Source organism: Paenibacillus faecalis (genome assembly GCF_900289175.1).
GTDB classification, from domain to species: domain Bacteria; phylum Bacillota; class Bacilli; order Paenibacillales; family Paenibacillaceae; genus Paenibacillus_AQ; species Paenibacillus_AQ faecalis.
In genome coordinates, this window is the sequence record NZ_LT985747.1 from 4310584 (window position 1) to 4329920 (window position 19337).

General features: G+C 45.9%; 14 protein-coding genes, 1 other RNA gene and 2 pseudogenes. 3 read left to right on the top strand and 14 right to left on the bottom strand.

All coding sequences use genetic code 11. The features are described 5' to 3' along the window. Positions 1 to 5: 5 nt before the first annotated feature. Together C8268_RS20125 and C8268_RS20130 are read right to left on the bottom strand one after the other, a co-directional pair. Positions 6 to 449 (bottom strand): GNAT family N-acetyltransferase, encoded by a 444-nt coding sequence (locus C8268_RS20125; RefSeq protein ID WP_106769319.1) that lies wholly within the window; start codon positions 447 to 449, stop codon positions 6 to 8. A gap of 419 nt (positions 450 to 868) precedes the next feature. Further along, positions 869 to 2185, bottom strand: coding sequence for a BaiN/RdsA family NAD(P)/FAD-dependent oxidoreductase (locus C8268_RS20130; protein ID WP_106769320.1), 1317 nt, complete (start codon positions 2183 to 2185; stop codon positions 869 to 871). Between the two features lie 50 nt (positions 2186 to 2235). Between C8268_RS20130 and C8268_RS23580 the strand changes: the two genes are divergently transcribed. Then, positions 2236 to 2562 (top strand): SPASM domain-containing protein, encoded by a 327-nt coding sequence (locus tag C8268_RS23580; RefSeq protein WP_420094255.1) that lies wholly within the window; start codon positions 2236 to 2238, stop codon positions 2560 to 2562. A 506-nt stretch (positions 2563 to 3068) separates the two neighbouring features. Beyond that, on the top strand, positions 3069 to 4256 hold the full coding sequence (locus tag C8268_RS20135; RefSeq protein WP_234032917.1) for an MFS transporter: 1188 nt from the start codon (positions 3069 to 3071) through the stop codon (positions 4254 to 4256). Positions 4257 to 4651: 395 nt separating this feature from the next. Here C8268_RS20135 and C8268_RS20145 read toward each other — a convergent pair whose 3' ends face one another. From C8268_RS20145 to C8268_RS23260, 9 genes and pseudogenes are all read right to left on the bottom strand, one after another. Continuing rightward, positions 4652 to 4855, bottom strand: a complete 204-nt coding sequence (locus C8268_RS20145) for a hypothetical protein (protein ID WP_234032918.1) — start codon at positions 4853 to 4855, stop codon at positions 4652 to 4654. Between the two features lie 276 nt (positions 4856 to 5131). Continuing rightward, positions 5132 to 6547 carry a C4-dicarboxylate transporter DcuC gene (gene dcuC, locus C8268_RS20150; RefSeq protein ID WP_106769321.1) on the bottom strand — a complete coding sequence of 472 codons (1416 nt, stop codon included), beginning with the start codon at positions 6545 to 6547 and terminating at the stop codon, positions 5132 to 5134. Positions 6548 to 6574: 27 nt separating this feature from the next. After that, positions 6575 to 7495: a ribonucleoside hydrolase RihC gene (gene rihC, locus C8268_RS20155; protein ID WP_106769322.1), complete on the bottom strand. Its 921-nt coding sequence runs from the start codon at positions 7493 to 7495 to the stop codon at positions 6575 to 6577. A gap of 13 nt (positions 7496 to 7508) precedes the next feature. Beyond that, positions 7509 to 7943 carry a GNAT family N-acetyltransferase gene (locus C8268_RS20160; protein WP_106769323.1) on the bottom strand — a complete coding sequence of 145 codons (435 nt, stop codon included), beginning with the start codon at positions 7941 to 7943 and terminating at the stop codon, positions 7509 to 7511. A gap of 28 nt (positions 7944 to 7971) precedes the next feature. Continuing rightward, positions 7972 to 8838 carry a ribokinase gene (gene rbsK, locus C8268_RS20165; protein ID WP_199794878.1) on the bottom strand — a complete coding sequence of 289 codons (867 nt, stop codon included), beginning with the start codon at positions 8836 to 8838 and terminating at the stop codon, positions 7972 to 7974. 513 nt (positions 8839 to 9351) lie between these two features. Further along, complete coding sequence (locus C8268_RS20170; protein ID WP_106769324.1) at positions 9352 to 11901, bottom strand: amidohydrolase family protein; 2550 nt, start codon at positions 11899 to 11901, stop codon at positions 9352 to 9354. Between the two features lie 15 nt (positions 11902 to 11916). Continuing rightward, positions 11917 to 13419, bottom strand: a complete 1503-nt coding sequence (locus C8268_RS20175) for a lamin tail domain-containing protein (protein ID WP_106769325.1) — start codon at positions 13417 to 13419, stop codon at positions 11917 to 11919. Between the two features lie 850 nt (positions 13420 to 14269). Then, complete coding sequence (locus C8268_RS20180) at positions 14270 to 15475, bottom strand: peptidoglycan DD-metalloendopeptidase family protein (protein ID WP_106769326.1); 1206 nt, start codon at positions 15473 to 15475, stop codon at positions 14270 to 14272. 758 nt (positions 15476 to 16233) lie between these two features. Next, positions 16234 to 16539: pseudogene (locus C8268_RS23260) on the bottom strand (DUF6809 family protein). A 112-nt stretch (positions 16540 to 16651) separates the two neighbouring features. On the opposite strand from C8268_RS23260, the gene C8268_RS20190 reads away from it, so the two are divergent. Next, entirely contained in the window at positions 16652 to 16894 is a 243-nt protein-coding gene (locus C8268_RS20190) for a helix-turn-helix domain-containing protein (protein ID WP_106769327.1), read from the top strand. 372 nt (positions 16895 to 17266) lie between these two features. On the opposite strand, the gene ssrA is transcribed toward C8268_RS20190, so the two are convergent. The 3 genes and pseudogenes from ssrA to C8268_RS20205 form a co-directional block, all read right to left on the bottom strand. Next, positions 17267 to 17633, bottom strand: a transfer-messenger RNA (tmRNA) gene (ssrA, locus tag C8268_RS20195). Between the two features lie 336 nt (positions 17634 to 17969). Further along, a complete protein-coding gene (smpB, locus tag C8268_RS20200) occupies positions 17970 to 18449 on the bottom strand; it encodes an SsrA-binding protein SmpB (RefSeq protein ID WP_106769328.1) in 480 nt (159 codons plus the stop codon). A gap of 357 nt (positions 18450 to 18806) precedes the next feature. Beyond that, positions 18807 to 19337: pseudogene (locus C8268_RS20205) on the bottom strand (ribonuclease R); the annotation flags it as partial.

Here is a 19337-nt window from a genome sequence, read left to right on the forward strand (position 1 = left end):
GCATTTCAGCCCCTTTTTAAGTTATCCATTTCACATGTTGTATTTACGAATTTAACCATCCCATGTCCAAAATGAGTCGTAGGACGTTGTATAAATCCAAGTTTCTTATAGAAATCTTCATTATGCGGTGTAGACATTAAACCTACATAGGCGTTTTTGCAGGCTTTTCCCTCAATGTACTTCAATAAAGTTTGCATGATCGTATAACCTATCGTTTTTTTCTGATAATCAGGGTCAACCACTACATCTTTAATGAAGAACACAATCCTGTCATCTCCCACAATCCGACCGATACCTACCGGTTTGTCATCATCATGTATAACAACAGAGAATAGCGTTTTTTCTAATGCCATCGCGACATCTTCCATAGGATATTCTTGAAAACCCACTTTTCGACGAAGCTCAGTATAAATCTCGGGGGTTAATGCATTCGTCTTTTCACTCAGCATTTAACAATCGCCCACCTTGATAACATCAGATTATAAAACTCTTCAATTTATTGTCGTAAAGACATGCCGTCTTGCGCACCTAGTTTTGTTACAAACCGACTCGCCGCAAAAGTCGCAAGATAACAAGCACCATATTGAATGCGTCATCTAAAAGTATCTCCACTTGCGTGTTGGGCGCTTTGATGAAAATAACATTCCCATTCTTGCGATAAACAATACCTTTCTTACCTTTTGTAGTGAGTTACATCGCTATTATTAACAGCATCCCTAATTCATCCCGTTAAATATTAACGACATTAGACAAGCCTTAGATCACAAACGTAATCAAACCTTCGTAAATCCCCATCCGTCGGAACAAATAAAAAAAGAACTCGCTCCTTTTCGAAAAGAAGCAAGTTCTTTAAAAACCGAAATAATCTTTAATTGTTGCGGGCAATATGGTCAGCTAGCGCCTTCGCTGCGGCAAAGCCGGAACTCCAGGCCCACTGCAGGTTATATCCACCGCAATCTCCATCTACATCGATAACCTCACCGGCAAAATATAGTCCCGGAACAAGGTTGGATTCCAATGTTCCTTTGTTGATTTTCGTCGTGTCGATACCTCCGGCTGTCGTTTGTGCATACGTAAAACTGTTAGTGCCTGTCACTTTAAATTCCCAACGTTTCATGATTCGATGAAAGATCTTTTTCGTTTTCCACGTTAAGTCCTGACAGAGCAGATTAGGCTGTTGATTGATGCCTGCTTCTTTCATCAGTACGGGTATCAACTTCTTGTTGATAACACCGATGAAAGATTCCGTAACGGTGCGGTGTCCAAATGTACCCCAGTGCATTTCCAGAAAATCAACGACCTCTTCCCTACTCCGATCCGGCATTAAATCAACCGATATGACAACAGACTTTCCTTGAGCTAAATTATAAGAGGCTGCCCGACTAAGCTGGAGAATGGGTGGGCCGGAGATGCCATAATCGGTGAAAAGAATTTCGCCATATTCGCTACGGATCGTTTCACCATCTGCAATGATATGAGCCATTCCTTCGAACTTGACACCCGACAAGGCTTTTAGATAAGGATATTCCAGCTTCAACTGTACAATGGCCGGCAAGGGTTCAATAAGGGTGTGCCCTAAATGCTGAGCAAGGGTATAGCCAGAACCGTCCGTTCCCGTTTTCGGTGCGGTAAGTCCACCCGTACATAAAAGAAGGTAATCGCTGGTTACGGTGACCTCTTCCTCCGTTTCCGTCTTGCAAAGAATTCTAAAACGCGGATGATCATCAGAAACGGTAACATCCAGCACCTTATGATTAAAATACACCGGAACATTCCGTTCCTCCAAGGCAAGCCGGAAAATATCCAGCACGGAGCCAGCTTGCAGCGACATCGGATACATCCGTCCATCCTCCAAGCTTGTCAGCGGAAGCCCGAGCATGCTGAAAAAGTCAATCGTTTGTTGGATACCAAATTGCTTCAAAGCAGGCAATGGAAAGTCAGGCTGATTACTGTGATACTTGCACAATAAATCAGCCGACTTGTCTAACCCCGTCGTAGTAGATTTGTTCGTTATGTTGCATCGACCGTTGCCTGTCGTCAATATTTTCTTTCCAATCCGGTCGTTGCCCTCTAAAATGGCTGCATCAATACCAAAATCACTCGCAGTAATAGCAGCCATTAAACCCGCAGCGCCTGCACCAATAATAAACAGCTTGTGGTGGGTGCTCGTTTGAAATTTCTTCATGATGATAGTTCACCCTAATTCGCATTATAGAATTATAATTATAGCACTAAGTGCGTAATAAAGCCCACTTACCTAACATTTACCTAATAGCTTACAAAATAAAAATACCTACCGCTAGGCCAACTTGTCCCCTTCAACTTTCTTTTATCTTTCTGAATGACTTGGATCAAAAAAACATTCTGTGTGCGAATTGTAAATACCTAAAAATATGTGGGACTGGTTGTAGAGCTAACGCATTTGAATCGTTTGGTGACATTTATAGAAAGGATCCATTAAATTGCGAAGTTTTACCTTTATTCGAAAAACATATTTCACCACTTTTTTCAAGAGAAACACGAGAGAATTTTGCAGAATTAACCTCGCTAAACAATGAATGATGGTATGAAAAATGCACATTCTTAACCTATCGTATTTAGTCGTAACTGTTTTAGTTTTGACAATTACGACTATTTATTTTAGAATTTTGTTTCTCCTATGTAAAGATACAGCCGACTTTTTCGTTTCAAGAGCTTTAAAATACCGTTGGTTTTTCAGCACATAGCGTACAGATTCAAAAAATGTCCACCAGTACGTTTCAACTGATATATCAGGGGCCTACCTGCTGACAGCAAGTAACTTTCTGATCAACAGAGTGCCTTGCTACCAACTATTTTGCCATTAAAACTACACTATGTGCATATGAATGACCGTCAATATATTGCATCCTCACTATTATGGGACAATACATACACCAATTATTCACCAATCTACGAGAAGAAATGATGCTGAATCTACTAAGTTAGAAGATGATCGGAGTTAGGTCTACCAACATCCGGGCTTTCATGCGCTTTAACCCAATGTAGCTGTGATAGACAGTTTAAATTTAACAATGGGGGTTTATCAAATGAACATGAAAGCTCATAAACTATTTTATTTGATAACCTTTATTCAATTTTTTATGTTAGAAATAACAGGAACAACATTAATTCTTTATATTTTGAGTAAAGGATATTCACTTCAATCAGCAAACAACCTCTTGATTGTTTTGTTTATAAGTATTTTATTATTAGAAATTCCAACTGGAGTTATTGCTGATCGTTTTGGAAGAAAACTCTCTGTTATATTAGGGTATATATGCTATTTTATCTATTTATTATTATTCGTACTGACTAAAGACCTATCTTTATTGATAATTGCCCAAATATTTGGTGCTCTTGCAACATGCTTAAAATCAGGAGCGTTGGAATCCTGGGTCGTAGATCATTCAGATCAACCTCTTGAGGATATTTTCTCAAAATCAAACAGTATAATGTATATCGCTGGATTCTTTTGTGGATTATTGGGGGCTTTTCTTGCTAGTATACATTTTAATTTACCTTGGATTATCAGTATTATTTGTTGTGTTACCCTCATTATTTTATCTTCTATCTATATGAAGGAAAACAATAAAGGTACACAAGAGATAATATCAAATGGAAATAGTGAAAAAAAATCTATTAAAACAATCATTAATAATAGCATAACTATCGTTCTATCAAATAAATCATTGTGGATCATTTTTATAGTAGGCATTTTCATCAGTTTTTCCAACTCTGCTGCCAATACCTTTCAACAACCCCGTTTTGTTGGTTTATCAGAACATGGCGTATGGATTTTTGGAGTTATTAAAACCATTTATTCATTATTTATGAGTATGGGCAGTTTATTAATCAAAAAATTAAGTAAACATTATAATGATAAAACGGTTATGATACTTTCACTATACATGTTAGGAGTTTGGTTGATTTTATCAGGACTATTTGATCAATTTTATCTTGTACTTGTTACATTTCTAATCTATGAAATGGGACGGGGAATGTATCCTACTGCAAAACAAATTTATTTAAATAAAAGAATTCCGAGTGAATATAGAGCTACTATACTTTCTTTAGATTCTGCTATAGCACAAATCGGAATGTGTTTAGGTCTTTTCATCACAGGACTAATAAGTAAAAATTTCACGGATCTCTCAGCTAGTCAATTACCCATTAGAAATCTCATGGATAATTTGTGGAGTTGCAGCTTTACTACCTATACTTATTCTCAAATATAGAAAGGAAGAGTAACCTATTTAAACCCCGCATCTTCTTGAAGGGACGGTATTGAACAGCTTTTCAGACGCTAATAAATAGGAAAAGAAGTTGTGAAATTAAGGGAAAGAATTCACCCTTGAGAAAGATGACACCCATACTGGGAGTGCAAAAAAAGTCCCACATGGTTTTTTTTAAAAAAACACTCTAAAGCAAATGATTTCAATGGCAAAGTGTTGACCTCTTTTGATGAGAAAACGTATTCTTTTTAAAGCTTCCCGTCCTACTGACAGGTCGGCCCCTCGGATCACCGGGCTCCCGTGCAATGGGTCAGCCAGTTCACCTAACCATTCTCTCATTTGCAAGCTAATCGTGCTTTTACCAGCTCCATTGGTACCAACAAAACCGTCATGATTAGTTAAGTGTCACTCATGATATTCAAATTCCTGCCGTTTTCCGGTTGCATCAAAACGATCTCGGACTTATTTCCTTCTGCGTCTTCACGAACGCGTTTATTATTCTTTATATAATAGATGAATGCACCTGACTCTCTGGCTTGCTTCCGTGCATGTTGATTTGCTTTTTTCAAAACTTCTTGGAGTTGTTCTGGATTTGCAAACATCCTCAATCCCCCTCTGGATCGGACGAAATCTTCGGTTAGCTATCACGAATCATATAACCGCTGTCTGGATCGGTTTTGCTCGCTTTTAATTTCTTTCTCCGAGGCGATGTTGCATCGCCTGCAGCACAATTTTATCAAAATATCCTGAAAAATATTCGTATCTTTAAAATAAGTGAATTTAAAAATAGCTGCCGAGACTTTCTCGATAGCTATTTTGATAGTTACGAAGGCGAACCGTAGCTCTAAAAGCCACAATCCGCCCCCGTTTTTCCTATATTACAAGAATACGATCATAGAAAGGATGAACATAAAGACCACACCAACAATCATTGGCACAGATGTTCGTTTCACAATTTCGATAGGACTCTTTTTAACCGATCCAGCTACGATAAGAACAACAGCCGCTACTGGAGAAACGGCTCTGAACAAGTTACCAGCAAGCCCCATTGGGACCGTTACAGCAATCGGATTAATGGCAGCCGCTTCTGCAAGAGGAACCATCAGAGGAACCATGGAATAGAAGAGCGCGGTGCCGCTTCCGCTTAAAATAACGATAAGAGCTGTCAATCCTACGAGAAGGAGCGGAAGAACAAACCCAAGGTTAGAGCCTTGAATACCTACCATTGCCGATTCCAACGATTCAATAATTCCGATGGATTTCAGACCTGTAACGAACACAGATGCTGCAACGAGCAGAACAACAATTGGCACTGCGTTACCCATTCCTTTAAAGAAATGCTCTGTACCATCGAGTACGCTCTTCGCATTCTTTTTACGGATTAATTCACAAATAATCGCAATCGCGAAAGATAATAAGGTTACTACCTCAACACTTACATTTACAGAGATATCGGATACAGACTGAAGAATAAATACGACGATCAGAAACAGGATCGGAAGCACAGGTAACAAAGCGTAAACAGTTGTAAACAATTTTCCGCCCTCTACTAGCTTTACATCTTTCAACTCTACTTCCGCATCCTCAGTGTCGACACCCAATTTTTTATCCATGTGCTTTTGCCAGAAGTAATGAACAGCCGCTATTACTAATAGCGTAGGAATGGAAACTAACGCATGATAGCGGAATACATAATCGGTTACCGTCAAATTAGAAAATGCAGCGTACTGCGATAATTCAGTCGCCACAGCAACGTTATCCCCTCCCATTGGAGTTGGTATGATCGTTGCTGATGTTGCAATGATCGCTGCTGCAGATAAAGTTGACATTCCTGCTTTTTTCAATACAGGGAATAGTGTGGCAAGCAAAATAATAGCCAGATTCGAAGCACTAGGTATAACCAAGGATAATAAGTTTCCAAGCAAGAAAACAACAGGCACAAGAATATATACCGATTTTATTTTGCCCAGTGGCTTCGTTAATACATTGACGGTTACATCATTCGCATTAATATAGGACATATATGCTGTATATCCACCAAGAACAAGGATGATAAATCCTGCTGAAGTCAGTGAGGACTTAAACTGATCGGTTATCGCCAATAATGGGTCTAGCCATACGGCACCTGTTGATTCAAAGTCACTGGCACTAATCCCGTTACCCATCAGAATAGCAATGAACATCAAAACGATCCCGATAAAGAACAGTGTTATTTTAATATCCATTTGCTTGATTAGCATATATACAATGATACAAATTGCCAAAATCGCCGAACCATACATAATTATATCCATCGTGAGCCTCCTCTAGTTGTCGTTAGCTTAGTTGCACTTTCTCAAACTATCGAGCAACCATTCTCGGAATAGCTGCTGGTCAACATCAACACATACTTTGGCATTGTTTGGTTTATTCAAATATCCTTTTAAATCAACAATAGTTGCTCCGGTTGTCATACTACCGTTTAGCTCTACACCCACGTAAGTATCCACCGTTTCAAACATTTCCGGCTTTAACAAATAGGCAATAGCACAGCTATCATACATTTTCAATCCCGTCTTCATACTGCCACCACGGTATCGCTTAAAGAGACTGTGAAGCATTTTACCAACATCATTCATTGTTTCTAGCTGAGCGCTATCTTCTGGTAATACAAGAGCTTTCCATCCAACATCCAGACCGGCCATCACAATTGGAACTCCGCTGTCAAAAACAATTTTTGCAGCTTCAGGGTCAATATGAATATTAAACTCAGACATGACACCTTTATTCCCTCTGGTAACGGAGCCTCCCATCAGAACGATTTCCTTGATGTTGTTTTTCACTTCCGGATAAACTTTGAACAGTAATGCAATATTCGTTAGCGGCCCGATCGGAACGAGTGTGATCTTCGTCTCGCTTTCTTGGATTACTCTATACATTGCATTGACCGCATTCTCTTCCAGGAGCAAGTCTTCCGTCGGCTCTTCAAAATCGAAACCTTCCATTCCACTAACACCATGCACATCGCTCGCATCTTCCAGCGGTCTAATCAATGGAACACCTGCCCCCATTGCGACCGGAACTTCCTTCTTGAAATATTTCAGCAGTCTTAAAGTGTTATAGGTCACTTTATCAATCCCAACATTACCAGCGACTGTTGTGATCAATTTCACATCTAATTCCTCACTGTATAAAGCAACTGCTAATGCTACTGCATCATCAATCCCGGGATCGGTATCAATAATAATTGGTCTGCCAGACATATATTCCATCTCCTCATAAGTTATCCATTTCACATGCTGTATTGACGAATTTAACCATCCCATGACCAAAGTTAGTCGTAGGACGTTGTATAAAACCAAGTTTCTTATAGAAATCTTCATTATGCGGTGTAGACATTAAACCTACATAGGCGTTCTTGCAGGCTTTCCCCTCAATGTACCTCATTAAAGAGTGCATGATGGTATGACCAATTGATTTTTTCTGGTAATCAGGATCAACTACAACATCCTTAATGAAGAACACAATTCTGTCATCTCCCACAATCCGACCAATGCCTACCGGTTTGTCATCATCATAGATAACAACAGAAAATAGTGTTTTTTCTAATGCCATCGTGACATCTTCCATAGGATATGCTTGAAAACCCACTATTCGTCGAAGCTCAGTATAAATTTCGGGAGTTAATCCATTTGTCTTTTCCCTTAGCATCTAACAACATCGCCTACCTTTATAACATTCAGCCTGTAAAATCTTTCAACTCTTGTAACGATGGCATACCGCCTTGTGCGCCGAATTTCGTTACAGACAGACTCGCTGCAAAAGCCGCATGATAACAGGCATCGTGGAATTCGTACCCTTTATCGAGAAAACAGCTTAAAGCACCATTGAATGTGTCTCCTGCGCCTGTAGTATCCTCTACTTGAACTTCTGGTGCTTTGATAAAAATGTCTTTCCCATTCTTGTGATAAGCAATGCCTTGCTTTCCTTTTGTAATGATTAATTTTTCTTTATATTTTTCGCAAAAACTAGGTGAATTCATAAGCATTTCTGCTTCATGTTCATTCGGCGTCAAATACGTGATCATATCCCACCATTCGGATGGAAACTCCTGATATGGAGCAGGGTTAAGGATCGTAGTTATCCCCTTGTTGGAAGCAATCTCTAAAACTCTAGCAACCGTTTCCATCGGAATTTCCAGTTGAAGCAAAATGACATTGCTGCTCTCAATTTGCTCTTTACATGCATCTATATCTACAGGAGTCAGCTCGTAATTCGCTCCTGGAACAACAACAATCAAATTGTCCCCTTCTGTAATCGTGATGGATGAAATACCTGTAGATGTTTGTGTAACCGGTTCCACATTATCGATATTAATACACTCATTTTTAAGATGAGATAAATATTGTGTGCCAAAACTATCTTCACCGACACGACCGATCATATTAACCGAACTGCCCAACCTTGCAGCCGCTACTGCTTGATTTGCCCCTTTACCGCCAAAGTTTTGATGAAATTCCTTACCTATAATGGTTTCGCCAAGTTTCGGATAGCGATCCACTATAGATATCAAATCCATGTTCAAACTCCCTATCACTGTAATCAATACTTTTCTCTCCTTATATGTTGAATCTCTCACAATGGGCTGATCATCAAAGCTAATGCGTAATGGGTTGTTCAGTTGTAGTCAACTCAAGGGTAATCATTGTTGCCTTACAATGACGTTATTAATTCATGATTTTCACAAAAATAATCTGTTTTTTTAAACAGCCCCTAGCTACACATCCTTCCGCCTCCACATCGCCCTGATTATTCGTGCATCGAAAAGCTTCCATAGAATCGTCGCATTCAGCACATCATAAATAATCATCGCAGCAAGACAATTTGATTGATGATTTAAAGCTAATACATTAAAATTTAAATTGAGTAACCGGTTACACAAATTATAAAAAAATGCTCGGTAACTGTCAAAGGTAATTTATTCCGGGTTAATTTTTAAGGGTGAGGGACTTCTTTTAGCCCCTCACCCGTCGCTTTTCTGGCCCATTTCCGTATGAATCGTTGCCATGGGTCTGATTGCTCTCATTGCCGTAATAGACGGCGACTTCATTTAAGTTCTTCATTGGTAGGCCTCCTTAAGCGCCCTCTTCAGTTCGTCGCTGATATTGTTCTGAGCTTCGATGAGCGGCCAGTAGTTGTCCGAATTAACTACGAAGGAATCGAGGTCGATGCTATTTGCGATGTTATCCCTGTCGGCTAACAGGTCCGGTTCCGCAGGTATCTCAAGCAGGTCGTTTGGATTCGGCGCGTACTCGTTATCCAGTTCAAGGACGAAAGGTTGCGGGCGCTCAACGCCGAGGGAGATCATGCGTGCATTATCACTTTCCACGGCTGCAAGGAAAGCGGGCAGATCTGCCATCGCGTCTCGAAGGATCTCGCTGGCGTCTCGCACGGTCAGATCGGAGAGTTCCGAGTCAGGGTTGAAGAGCTGAAAAGCTTTCTGCTTGCCACCCACCAGCAGCGGCTCCGGCGGCCGTTCTGGTACCACATTGAGGGTTTGCATGAAGTCGCGATCCCCGTAGCGGGCAACGCCATGCACTACTACAAGCTTCACGTCAGCCTCGGTCGCGTCGATCAGGTGATCGTATGGATCGCCGCCTGCCCCGTCTATTACCAAGAAGTCGGCCATAGCCCCGGCCTTCAGTACTCCAAGGTGTCGCTGCCAGCCGGTAACGGCTGCGGCGTCGGCTGTCACCGCCCGCACTAGGTCTCGTGAGTTGAATCCCGCGCCCTGACTCTTTACGACGTGTCGTGCGACTTTCAATTCTTGTAAGAGGTTCTTGCTGCCGGTGGGCGACCAGTCGCTGCCGATGCTAAAGAGCAGGCCCGATTCTTTCAATATAGCTAAATCTAATGTCTGACCGTAAAGAAGCAAATTACTGAAAGGCGACCAAACTACCTTCGCGCCTTGATCTGCAAGCGCGTGGAAGTCTTCAGGCTTCAGCGCTAGGGCATGAATACCGACTAGCGATTTTCTTAAGAGGTCATTCTCAATCAGTTGTGTGAAGTAACGCCGGGTGCCTGTATCTACTCCCTCGCAAAGATGGTAGAAGTAAGCCGTACGGGTTTCGAGGGCCCGACGGAAACTTTCTATAGCTTCGGGATTGTTCTGTAGGTTCGGGACGAGAGTGCCGGCCTCAGGCAAGCGGTCGTCGTTCGTTTCTTCGACATTACGAATCGCTCCATGAAAAAGGCGAATGCCGCCCTGAACCCTAGTCCTTATCCCTTGGCCGGTCGTCGTGCCACCGATAAGGGCTTTCGCCTCAACGTAGCGGACTATCGACCGGGCAGTGCGAGAGTAGCCCGCGAGCGCCCGTATCGGAAGCGAAACGTTGGAAACGTACTCTCTTTCTCTCGGCCACTGTGTGCGATTCTGATACCGTTCAGGCACCACCCATAGCGGAAGCACATTATAAACGAAGTGGTTGTGTAGATCGATCAAGCCCGGGTAAATCGTCCCGCCAGTTAAAACCTCAGGCACCGAATTGAATTGAGGCGGTAGCGGTTGATCCGCGTTCAAGAGGCAGGCGATCTTGCCGTGACTCACGACCACGCGTCCATTCTCGATCACTTCGTTCAAGCCATTCATAGTGACAATTCTCCCCCGAAGGATAAATGTGGGTCCATTGTCCACATCCACTTCACCGGCCAGAAGGGGTGCCATAGGCTCAGCGACGGCCGCCTTGGCGGCGGCCAGCGGCGTGGTTGCCGACAGCCCGCCATTATCGTTTACAATGGAATCCCCCATTGGCGCGCGTGATGATACTGATGATGATAAATTTTCGACTCTCATACCTGCAGCCAGCGCGGCCGGCCTAAGTCTTTTATCATTAGTTACGAAGAGGCACCTGTCGACTTCCACCTCGGCCAAGGCTGCGGCGACAGCGAATGCTCGTCGATTTGGCAGTCGGCATGGGAGGTCAGAAGCGTTAATGATCAGTTCGGGTGTGAAGTTTTCGTAGACGCCGACCTCCTCAAGCACGCGCTGGATGTTACGGTGCCGGCCCGGGCCCATGTCGCAGAGGATGCCGAAGCGGTAGTCTGACGCCAACCTCATCCATTCGGTGGCACCGCTGCGGAGTGTGAACCCCCGTGGCGTTTGATCAACCAAGGTTCCTATTAGGTCGAAAAAGATAGCGGCGCTTGCTTTGCATCCCTCATTGTTCATAGCCATCTGTCGTTGTGTCTCCCTCTTTGGTTTTGTCAGATCCCGCTCACGCTCTTTCCGCTGACGTCGCGCCTCTTCTGCAACGAAACGTGTCAGTTGTCTTCGTTCTTTGTCATCCACGATAGCATCATTATATAGGGTTAGATCTGCTGGTAGTATTAGGAATGGGCCAACATCGCGGTGTCTGTTTATCAGATTGTTCCACATGTATTTATTGTCATTGAACAGATCAAGCTCCGCATGGCGCTTTCGTACCAAGGCCGTGCAGAGCAACGTCGCACCCATTTGCAACCCAAGTGCCATTCGCGGCATTGTACATGTGTAATTGTTCGGCAAGTGCCGGAGCCTCTTACGCACGGATTCCATTATATGGAGTTGCTTTGGTGACGGCGTCCGGCCGCGCCAGGGAGAGCGGGTTGGTCTGCGCACCGTGATCTGCATTGCCCGGCCCTCCTTCTACTCGGTGACCGTGATCCTGAAATACGCCTGGTCCTGAGGGCTGCCATCATTGTCCATCATGATCCTGTAATGCCATTGCAGGCCGAACTCCGTCTGCGTCTCCCCATCGATGATCTCCAGCAGCCTGCGCCGGTTCGGAATGTCCCAGACGCCGCTCTGGATGATGTTGTCGCCCGAGTCGATGACGTGATTGATGGTGTTCGCCACCGCTTGCTGAATCTGTGGATTCAGGATGATCGCCGACGCCACCGGGAATGCAAACGACGCCGCCGCGCCGATGGCCGCGATAGCCACCTGGATCTGATCGCGAAGGGCATTTGGATCCCCGAAGTCGTGCTCGAATCCGGTGACCCTCAGCCGCAGGGGGGCCGGACGGCCCCAGAACACGGTCACCGAATCGGGGAAGGTCTCTCCCGCGTCCACGTTCTCGTAGGCGACACCGGTAACGGGCAGCATCGTGACCCACTTTGAATCGTTCACCTGATTGGGCCGTGCGGGACGCTGGAGCGGCTCCGCCTCGACGATGAAGTACACCTCATCCGAGGCGCCCTCGAAGGGGTCGGAGTCTTCGCCGAAGCAGTGGAATCCCACAAAGTCGATGCGGATCCCCTGGATCGCGCGCACGCTTTCCCCGGCCACCCAGATGGTGCCGTCCTCGAAGTCGAGGTACCGCAGATGCGCGCCGCCGCTGGTGTCGATGCGTTCGTCGTCCACCGGCAGCCCGAACCGTCCCGAATGCCCGCCAACCTCCGGGCTTCGCCACTTGTCGAGGATGGCGCCACTGACGGCATGCACCCCCGTCTCCTCGCTGAAGTAGATGGAACCCTTCGCGAAGTCGACGAAGGAGGCGGCACGGCCCGGCACCTGTCTGACACCCGTCATGGGCATGCCGAGCACTTTAGGACCGCCAAGGTCCCGGTACTTGATCAGGATGACGTTCGGGACCTCGTGCACGAGCTTCTCGGGCATCGCCGAACTCGGGTAGCCGGAGTGGAAGATCGCCCCCCGCTGCCCGAACTCCTGCCAGAAGAGCGGGCCGCCCGGACCGCCGGATTCCCACTTCACCGGGCCGGTCGGAGCGCCGAATCCGATCGACTGCGCATGCCGGGCGATGTCTCCGGCAATCTCTGTGGTGTCGAAGACCATGCCGGCCGGGGGCTTTTCGGTCCACTCCATGCGGTCGATGACCTGGCCGGTGGCGTCTTTCAGGACGGCCGCGTCCCCCCTGTTGTTCCACACCGGCTTGTCGAGACCCCAGAAGAGCCTATTGCCGTCGTTCGTCCCGCTCCTGGAATAAACGATCACATCGTCGTTTGGGTTCAGCACTGTGTGCGGAAAGCGGAAGATATACGGATGCTCGGGGTGCGTGCGCGAGTCCTGCAGCACCCAGCCGGTGAGGTCGACGTTCTCGGCCCCGCTGTTATGGATTTTGACGTACTCGTTCTCGGGCGGGAAGGCCGATACGAGTATTTCGCGGATCTTCACGTCCTGGTTCGACATATTTCCTCCCCTGCGACGCGCCCCGTGGCGAACAACCACGAAAGGCGGCCGACTTCGCCATGGCGGCGACCCTTCTCGGCTCGAGCCGGACGACCGTTTCCGTTACACGCAACCAAAGTCATGATAAGCAGTCCCCCATTCGACACAAAATAGATTGGAATTTGCTTTTTCTATCTAGCAATAGCACAGTATATTGATGCCTCGTTAAACATAAAATTATTCCAAAAACCGTTACTTTACCGGACTTTATGAACTTTGTGTTGGACGTCATATACAAATATCCGGACTGTGGGTGATCTTCATCTGGGTTTTGCTCGGGTGAAATGCGATGACTGCAACCAGTCTACGATACAAATAATTTCTGGCCGAGGTGCTGAGGGCGAACCGAGAAAGATGATTTTTGGTAAATTGCTAATGTGAATGCAGGTTGTTCCAGTGATATGGCCATGTTATAAGGGTATCGATAAAGAATAACCCACGTATGTTTTGTACCCCCACCGTGGTAAGCGTGACTGTTTAGAGTTTATAGTCATCGAACTTCTAAGATTATTTTACGTGCTCAAGGGTCATCTAAAACTGCGATCCAAAGTGGCCTGTCGGATCGGCGGCGTATGAGGTGTGCCAGAGCTGGACGTTGCCGGAGGTCATCGATGCATGCGCGCGGTGACGCCAGTGGCCATCCAGCGGTGCAAGCATGAGACGATACGGCATCTCGATGGCCGTTTCGTCCTCTTCCGCCGCGTACGGATGGCACCATGGCGTCTGCACTGCATAGGCGGTGTCGGACGCGCCTTTTCGCCGGCAATGTCATGCCGTCTTTCGAACAAGTCGCGCCGACATGTGCGGTGTGTCAGCTCGACGTGGGATCAGAACCGTCCTGCCAGAACGTGACGGGAACAACCGTCCCAGGCTCTGCCAATTCCAAGTCGAGGAAGAGCTGGTAGAGATCCACGCCGACGTACTGCCCGCCCGGCGCCCCGCCAATGATCTCAACCAGCGCCAGATGCAGGTGCGGCGGAATTCCACCAAATCGATGCACTCGGCCAAGCAGGTCGCCGCGGGAGACCGTAGTTCCGGCGGCTATTCCAGCCGGCACGTCCGTGAGGTGTGTGTAGAAGCCTCCCATCATGTCGTTCGGGGCACGCATGAAAATTTGCGCGCCGTACACACTGCCGTTGTCCTGTGCCGGGTTGTGCGGTTGGAACTTCGTGATGTGGGCGTCGAATGCCGCGTATACCTCGGTTCCCTCGTCGGCTCCGATATCCATGCCGTACTGGATATACCAATTCGGCCCTTGGTGCCCTCCCTGGTGGGGTCCGCCGAGCCCTCCAGTAAATCCCGAATTCTCGACGGGTGCGGATACATCGATGTCGAAGGAGGCGGTGCGGCGATGAAGCGCCCGAGGACGGCTCGGGACCCGGACAGAAGGCGGCAATTGGCTCGCGATCTCTGTTGGTATGTCCTCCGAGTCCCACGCGAGACTATCGCCGGGAATGGCGCCCTCGACTTCTTGGATCTTGTATTGCATGACCAACATCTGGTCGTCGGTCAGGTCGCCAATCCGAGTATTCACCGTAACGCCCTCATGCGACAAAGCTGCAGCCACCGCGTTGGCGTATGCGACTGGGTTGTTTCCATCTGACTCGGGGGCATATTTCTTGAATCCGTCCAGGATTGACAGGTTCACGTAAGCCATGCTACGCAGCAGCAAGGCGATCGCGTTGAATCCATCGCTCCACGTCGGAAAGATCAAGAAGTTGTGCCAGTTGAACTTGCCGGGATACTGCCCGAAGTCGCTCCCGCCGGGTCGCCCTGTGATGTTCCCGGGGTTGTTGTTGAGCCACGCGAAGCTGCCTTCATAGTTCCGCATGTGCGGGCGCCCACGCGCGATTTCATCGGCGTGGATCACGTAGTTGTATATTTCCTTCCCGTGGCCCTGGTAATCGTTTGGATCGTGGGGATTCGAACCCGGGAACCAAAGGGCCCTCGGGATGTTCTGGTCAAGTGAGATGTTGCCATTCCAGTACCAAACATGGTCGCCTAGTTCGAGCGTCATTTTACTGTACCCCTCTCTCAGTAGTCTATTGCTTACGGTAACTAAGACGTGTGGTAATGCGCCGATTTCGTGGGCATCCTCATAGATAGGAATTTGCTTTTTCTATTCAGCGATAACATATTACTGCCCGTTAAACATAAAATTATTCCAAAAACCGTTACTTTACCGGGTTTTATGAACGATAACCTGGCTGTTTCGTCAAAAAGGGCAGGCATACAGACTCTCAGTCAAAATGTGCGCAGAACAAACAGGCCATGACAGGATTCCATGTAACAAGACGTGAATAATCCTCATAGCCCAATTCTCCAATGCGAACCTATCTTGATCAGACCCCTAAATGCGTCCTCATAAGGTGTCAACTGGGAATATTCATCCCTCTACGGCATTTGGACATAATCATCATGGGTTGCCCCCTAAAATTATCGGTTCAGGGGTAATACGGTGCCAGCTCCTAGTATAATCAAGCGCGAATGAGTATGCTTCATACGTTTCATCCATCTTCTGAGATCGGGGAAATAGCTGATAAGTATAACTTCATAAATCTCTAATTGGTCCATAGTTATATACAGATATTTCCATAAATTGGGTGATCATACCTTCTGCGTGAAGGAAATAGAGAGCGAAGATACCTTATGGGGGGCTGTATGTGTATGAAATTCGTTTTTAAGTGGTAACCGAAATAGAGCTGATAGAGTAATTAAAAAAGACACATGGTTCGTGTCTTTACGGCAGTTATATGAGTGTTCTTACTGATCACATTACTCAGAATACACCTCGATGATCATCGTCGCTCCCAGCCTAAAACCGTCAGTAAATGAAGCCGCCATTTCCAGCCCTTGGACTTGTTGATATAAATCTAATAACACCTCAAGCTCATGAAAATCATCATCGGAAAGCCTCTTCTTCCAGGCATCCATAGACTCAGATATTTACCGGTTCAATTGGCGATACTGAGGGTCGTTGGAAACAACCCTCTCTACAGGATTCAAATTTCCGTAATATAGAGATTCCAGTAAGCTTGGCATGAGATTCTCCTTCTCTAACAAATGATTAAGCGGCTCCATGAACACTTACCTGACAAATGTTTTGTTGTTACGCATATGAGTACCAGTATTGAGATTATTATACGGTACGCTTATGCGTATAGTCAAGTCAAAATCCTGAGAGGTGATGAGGATGGGCAAAAAAGTTGTTGTTAAAATCTCCGAATTGACCAAGGCACACAAAATTTCTTTGCGGGAATTATCCAGATTATCTGATGTACGACATGCCGCATTAAGTGAACTTGCCAACGGAAAACGTGAAAGTATTAGCTTTAGCCATATTGAAAGAATTGCAGAGGCTTTGAATATAAGTGATATTCGGGAGATTATTGAGTTGGTGGATGAGAGTGAAGGTGTTCACATCTTTAATGAGTAGCTATAACGTTAAGTATTTAAAATAGTTAGACAGTAACAAATATTGATCCCACTTTTTATTTTCTTTTTAGTAGATCGCTAAACTATGTTATATGTAGAGTTAGACTGTAGCATAGTCTTCAAAAGAATGGAGTATATGACGACCAACTATGACTTTCATGATTTACTAGAGCCCCTCGAATTTGAAAAGCTTGTTTAGTTTCCGTATCCTGAACAGTTAAGTAAAAAAAGAATGAATTGAAGAAAAATAAAGATATATGTACTGAGAATAATGAGAATTGGTCGATTCCAGTTTATAAAATCAAGGACGTTAACTTACTAAATTAGCTGAACCACAAAAAGCGACCGATCACGGTCGCTTTTTGTTTGATAACAATGGAGGCGAGGGGAGTCGAACCCCTGTCCGAAGATAACGACAACACAAGCTTCTACGGGTGTAGTGACAGTTTTGATGTCACCTGAGAAAACTCCCTGTCACCGGATTTCCCTCAGGTCAGCCTGATTGTCTTCTTCAGCTAGCCCCAGGCGGAGACTAGACAGCGTATCCCACTAAAGTTGGGCCCCTATCCCGGCACATGGGCGATGCAGGGTAGAAGCTCGCCAGCAGGTTATTAAGCTGCTAATGCGAAGTTGTTGTTTTGTTTGCCGTTTAAATTGGCGTTAGCGTTGATGAAGTGGACGCGTCCCCACTACCCGCTACTCATGCCCGAACTATCCCCGTCGAATCCAAAAACGCCCCCTTAATAAGGAAAAGTACCACCAATACATCTCAGCGGAACTTATACCAAAAAGGGCTTCCGGATTAGATCTGAAGATGATCAAGCCAAGCAGATTGATCTATTCCGCATCCTTCCCCTCCAAGAAAGGATGACGAAGCTTTAAGCTTATTTTCAATGATCTTGATGATCTATTACATCACCTAGTATATCACATTTTGCAGCAAAATGATATATATATCACAGGGAGAGGAGCAAAATGCTGCCATCTACTGTATATTTTATTACACATGATGCTCGAAAATGAAACTTGATACCACTAAGTTGTCTTTAAAACGATACGGCTATCATACCATGAGCTTATCTCGCGATCTTCTGCTTCTCACGCAGAGCCCGCTGGATATCACGCTGAGCGTCACGCTTTGCGGCCGTCTCACGCTTGTCATACTGCTTCTTACCTTTACCCAGGCCAATTAGCAGCTTCGCATAGCCATTACGGATATACACCTTCAACGGTACAATAGCATAACCTTCCTGTTTGGACAGACCAAGCAGCTTGCGAATCTGCTCTTTATGCAAAAGAAGCTTGCGTGTTCGAGTCGGATCTGTCGGATTATGCCGGTTTCCTTGTTCAAACGGGCTGATGTGCATATTGTGAATATGGATCTCACCGTTACGAATCGTTGCAAAAGCATCCCCGATGTTTGCGCGGCCGTTGCGCAGCGACTTGATCTCTGTTCCGGTCAGCACCATTCCCGCTTCATACGTATCTTCAATGAAGTAATCATGGGAAGCTCTCTTGTTCTGGGCCAGAACTTTCCCATCACTTTTCTTACCCATAAGATCACTCCTTATCTCTAAAAATTAACGATAAACTGCTATTAAAAATGTCTACAAATGCCTTAATAAAAGTAACTGTTCCAGAAGTTCATTGTATCAACTGAAGCTGCTAAAAGCAAGGCGTGACAAGCGTTTTACAAGTGTGAACCAAGTATGGCTTAGATAAAAAATCTTTATCCGCAAAATGAACTTCAAGCAATCAATACATCATTTGATCCATAGGTTCGACCCGAAGTATATAACAATGCACCGCATATAAGATGCGCACCGTGTACAGCTCTGAGCGCGCGGTGTGGCATCCTATCATACGGTGCTATAAAAAGGTTACATTTATCTATTCGACCTACCAGAGTCTGATTATTTTTTCTTTTTCCTTACAAAAGCAGCCGTTCCGTTTCCGCCCTTGCCTTTGTTTTTTCGCTTACGTCCGCCGCCGGCAATTGTTCCAGGCGTTGGCCCTTCACCGATAAAAATGCCGCTGCTGGATGTTTTTTTACGCCGGCTTTTACCGCCGTTGCCGCCGTTGCCATCCTTACCACCTTCACCGCTCTTACCGCCATATCCACCTCTGCTGTTACGATCAAAACCGATGGGACTCGCACCTTCCGAGCTGTACCCGCCTTTGCCGCTGCCAAAGCCGAAGCTCTGCTGCTGATCTGAAGTACCGCCGGCTTCGCCAAGGCGGATGCCTCCCGCCTGCTCAGCTCCACCGCTGGACTTACCGCGTCCGCCACCGCTCTCGTCAACCAGCGTGACCGCATTACGATCACGCTTGCTGCGGCCTTCACCAGAGCTGTTGCCGCCTGTAAACTCGTCCCGACCACGCTTCCCACGTCGGCCGCCATTACCGCCGCTCTCGCTGCCCGCAGCACCTCCGTCGTGCCCGCG

What these genes read in the sequence shown, in the direction of transcription:
- C8268_RS20125 (WP_106769319.1), bottom strand. Translation starts at nt 449, where the DNA reads ATGCTGAGTGAAAAGACGAATGCATTAACCCCCGAGATTTATACTGAG.
- C8268_RS20130 (WP_106769320.1), bottom strand. Translation starts at nt 2,185, where the DNA reads ATGAAGAAATTTCAAACGAGCACCCACCACAAGCTGTTTATTATTGGT.
- C8268_RS20135 (WP_234032917.1), top strand. Translation starts at nt 3,069, where the DNA reads ATGAACATGAAAGCTCATAAACTATTTTATTTGATAACCTTTATTCAA.
- C8268_RS20145 (WP_234032918.1), bottom strand. Translation starts at nt 4,855, where the DNA reads ATGTTTGCAAATCCAGAACAACTCCAAGAAGTTTTGAAAAAAGCAAAT.
- dcuC (WP_106769321.1), bottom strand. Translation starts at nt 6,547, where the DNA reads ATGGATATAATTATGTATGGTTCGGCGATTTTGGCAATTTGTATCATT.
- rihC (WP_106769322.1), bottom strand. Translation starts at nt 7,495, where the DNA reads ATGTCTGGCAGACCAATTATTATTGATACCGATCCCGGGATTGATGAT.
- C8268_RS20160 (WP_106769323.1), bottom strand. Translation starts at nt 7,943, where the DNA reads ATGCTAAGGGAAAAGACAAATGGATTAACTCCCGAAATTTATACTGAG.
- C8268_RS20170 (WP_106769324.1), bottom strand. Translation starts at nt 11,901, where the DNA reads ATGCAGATCACGGTGCGCAGACCAACCCGCTCTCCCTGGCGCGGCCGG.
- C8268_RS20175 (WP_106769325.1), bottom strand. Translation starts at nt 13,419, where the DNA reads ATGTCGAACCAGGACGTGAAGATCCGCGAAATACTCGTATCGGCCTTC.
- C8268_RS20180 (WP_106769326.1), bottom strand. Translation starts at nt 15,475, where the DNA reads ATGACGCTCGAACTAGGCGACCATGTTTGGTACTGGAATGGCAACATC.
- C8268_RS20190 (WP_106769327.1), top strand. Translation starts at nt 16,652, where the DNA reads ATGGGCAAAAAAGTTGTTGTTAAAATCTCCGAATTGACCAAGGCACAC.
- smpB (WP_106769328.1), bottom strand. Translation starts at nt 18,449, where the DNA reads ATGGGTAAGAAAAGTGATGGGAAAGTTCTGGCCCAGAACAAGAGAGCT.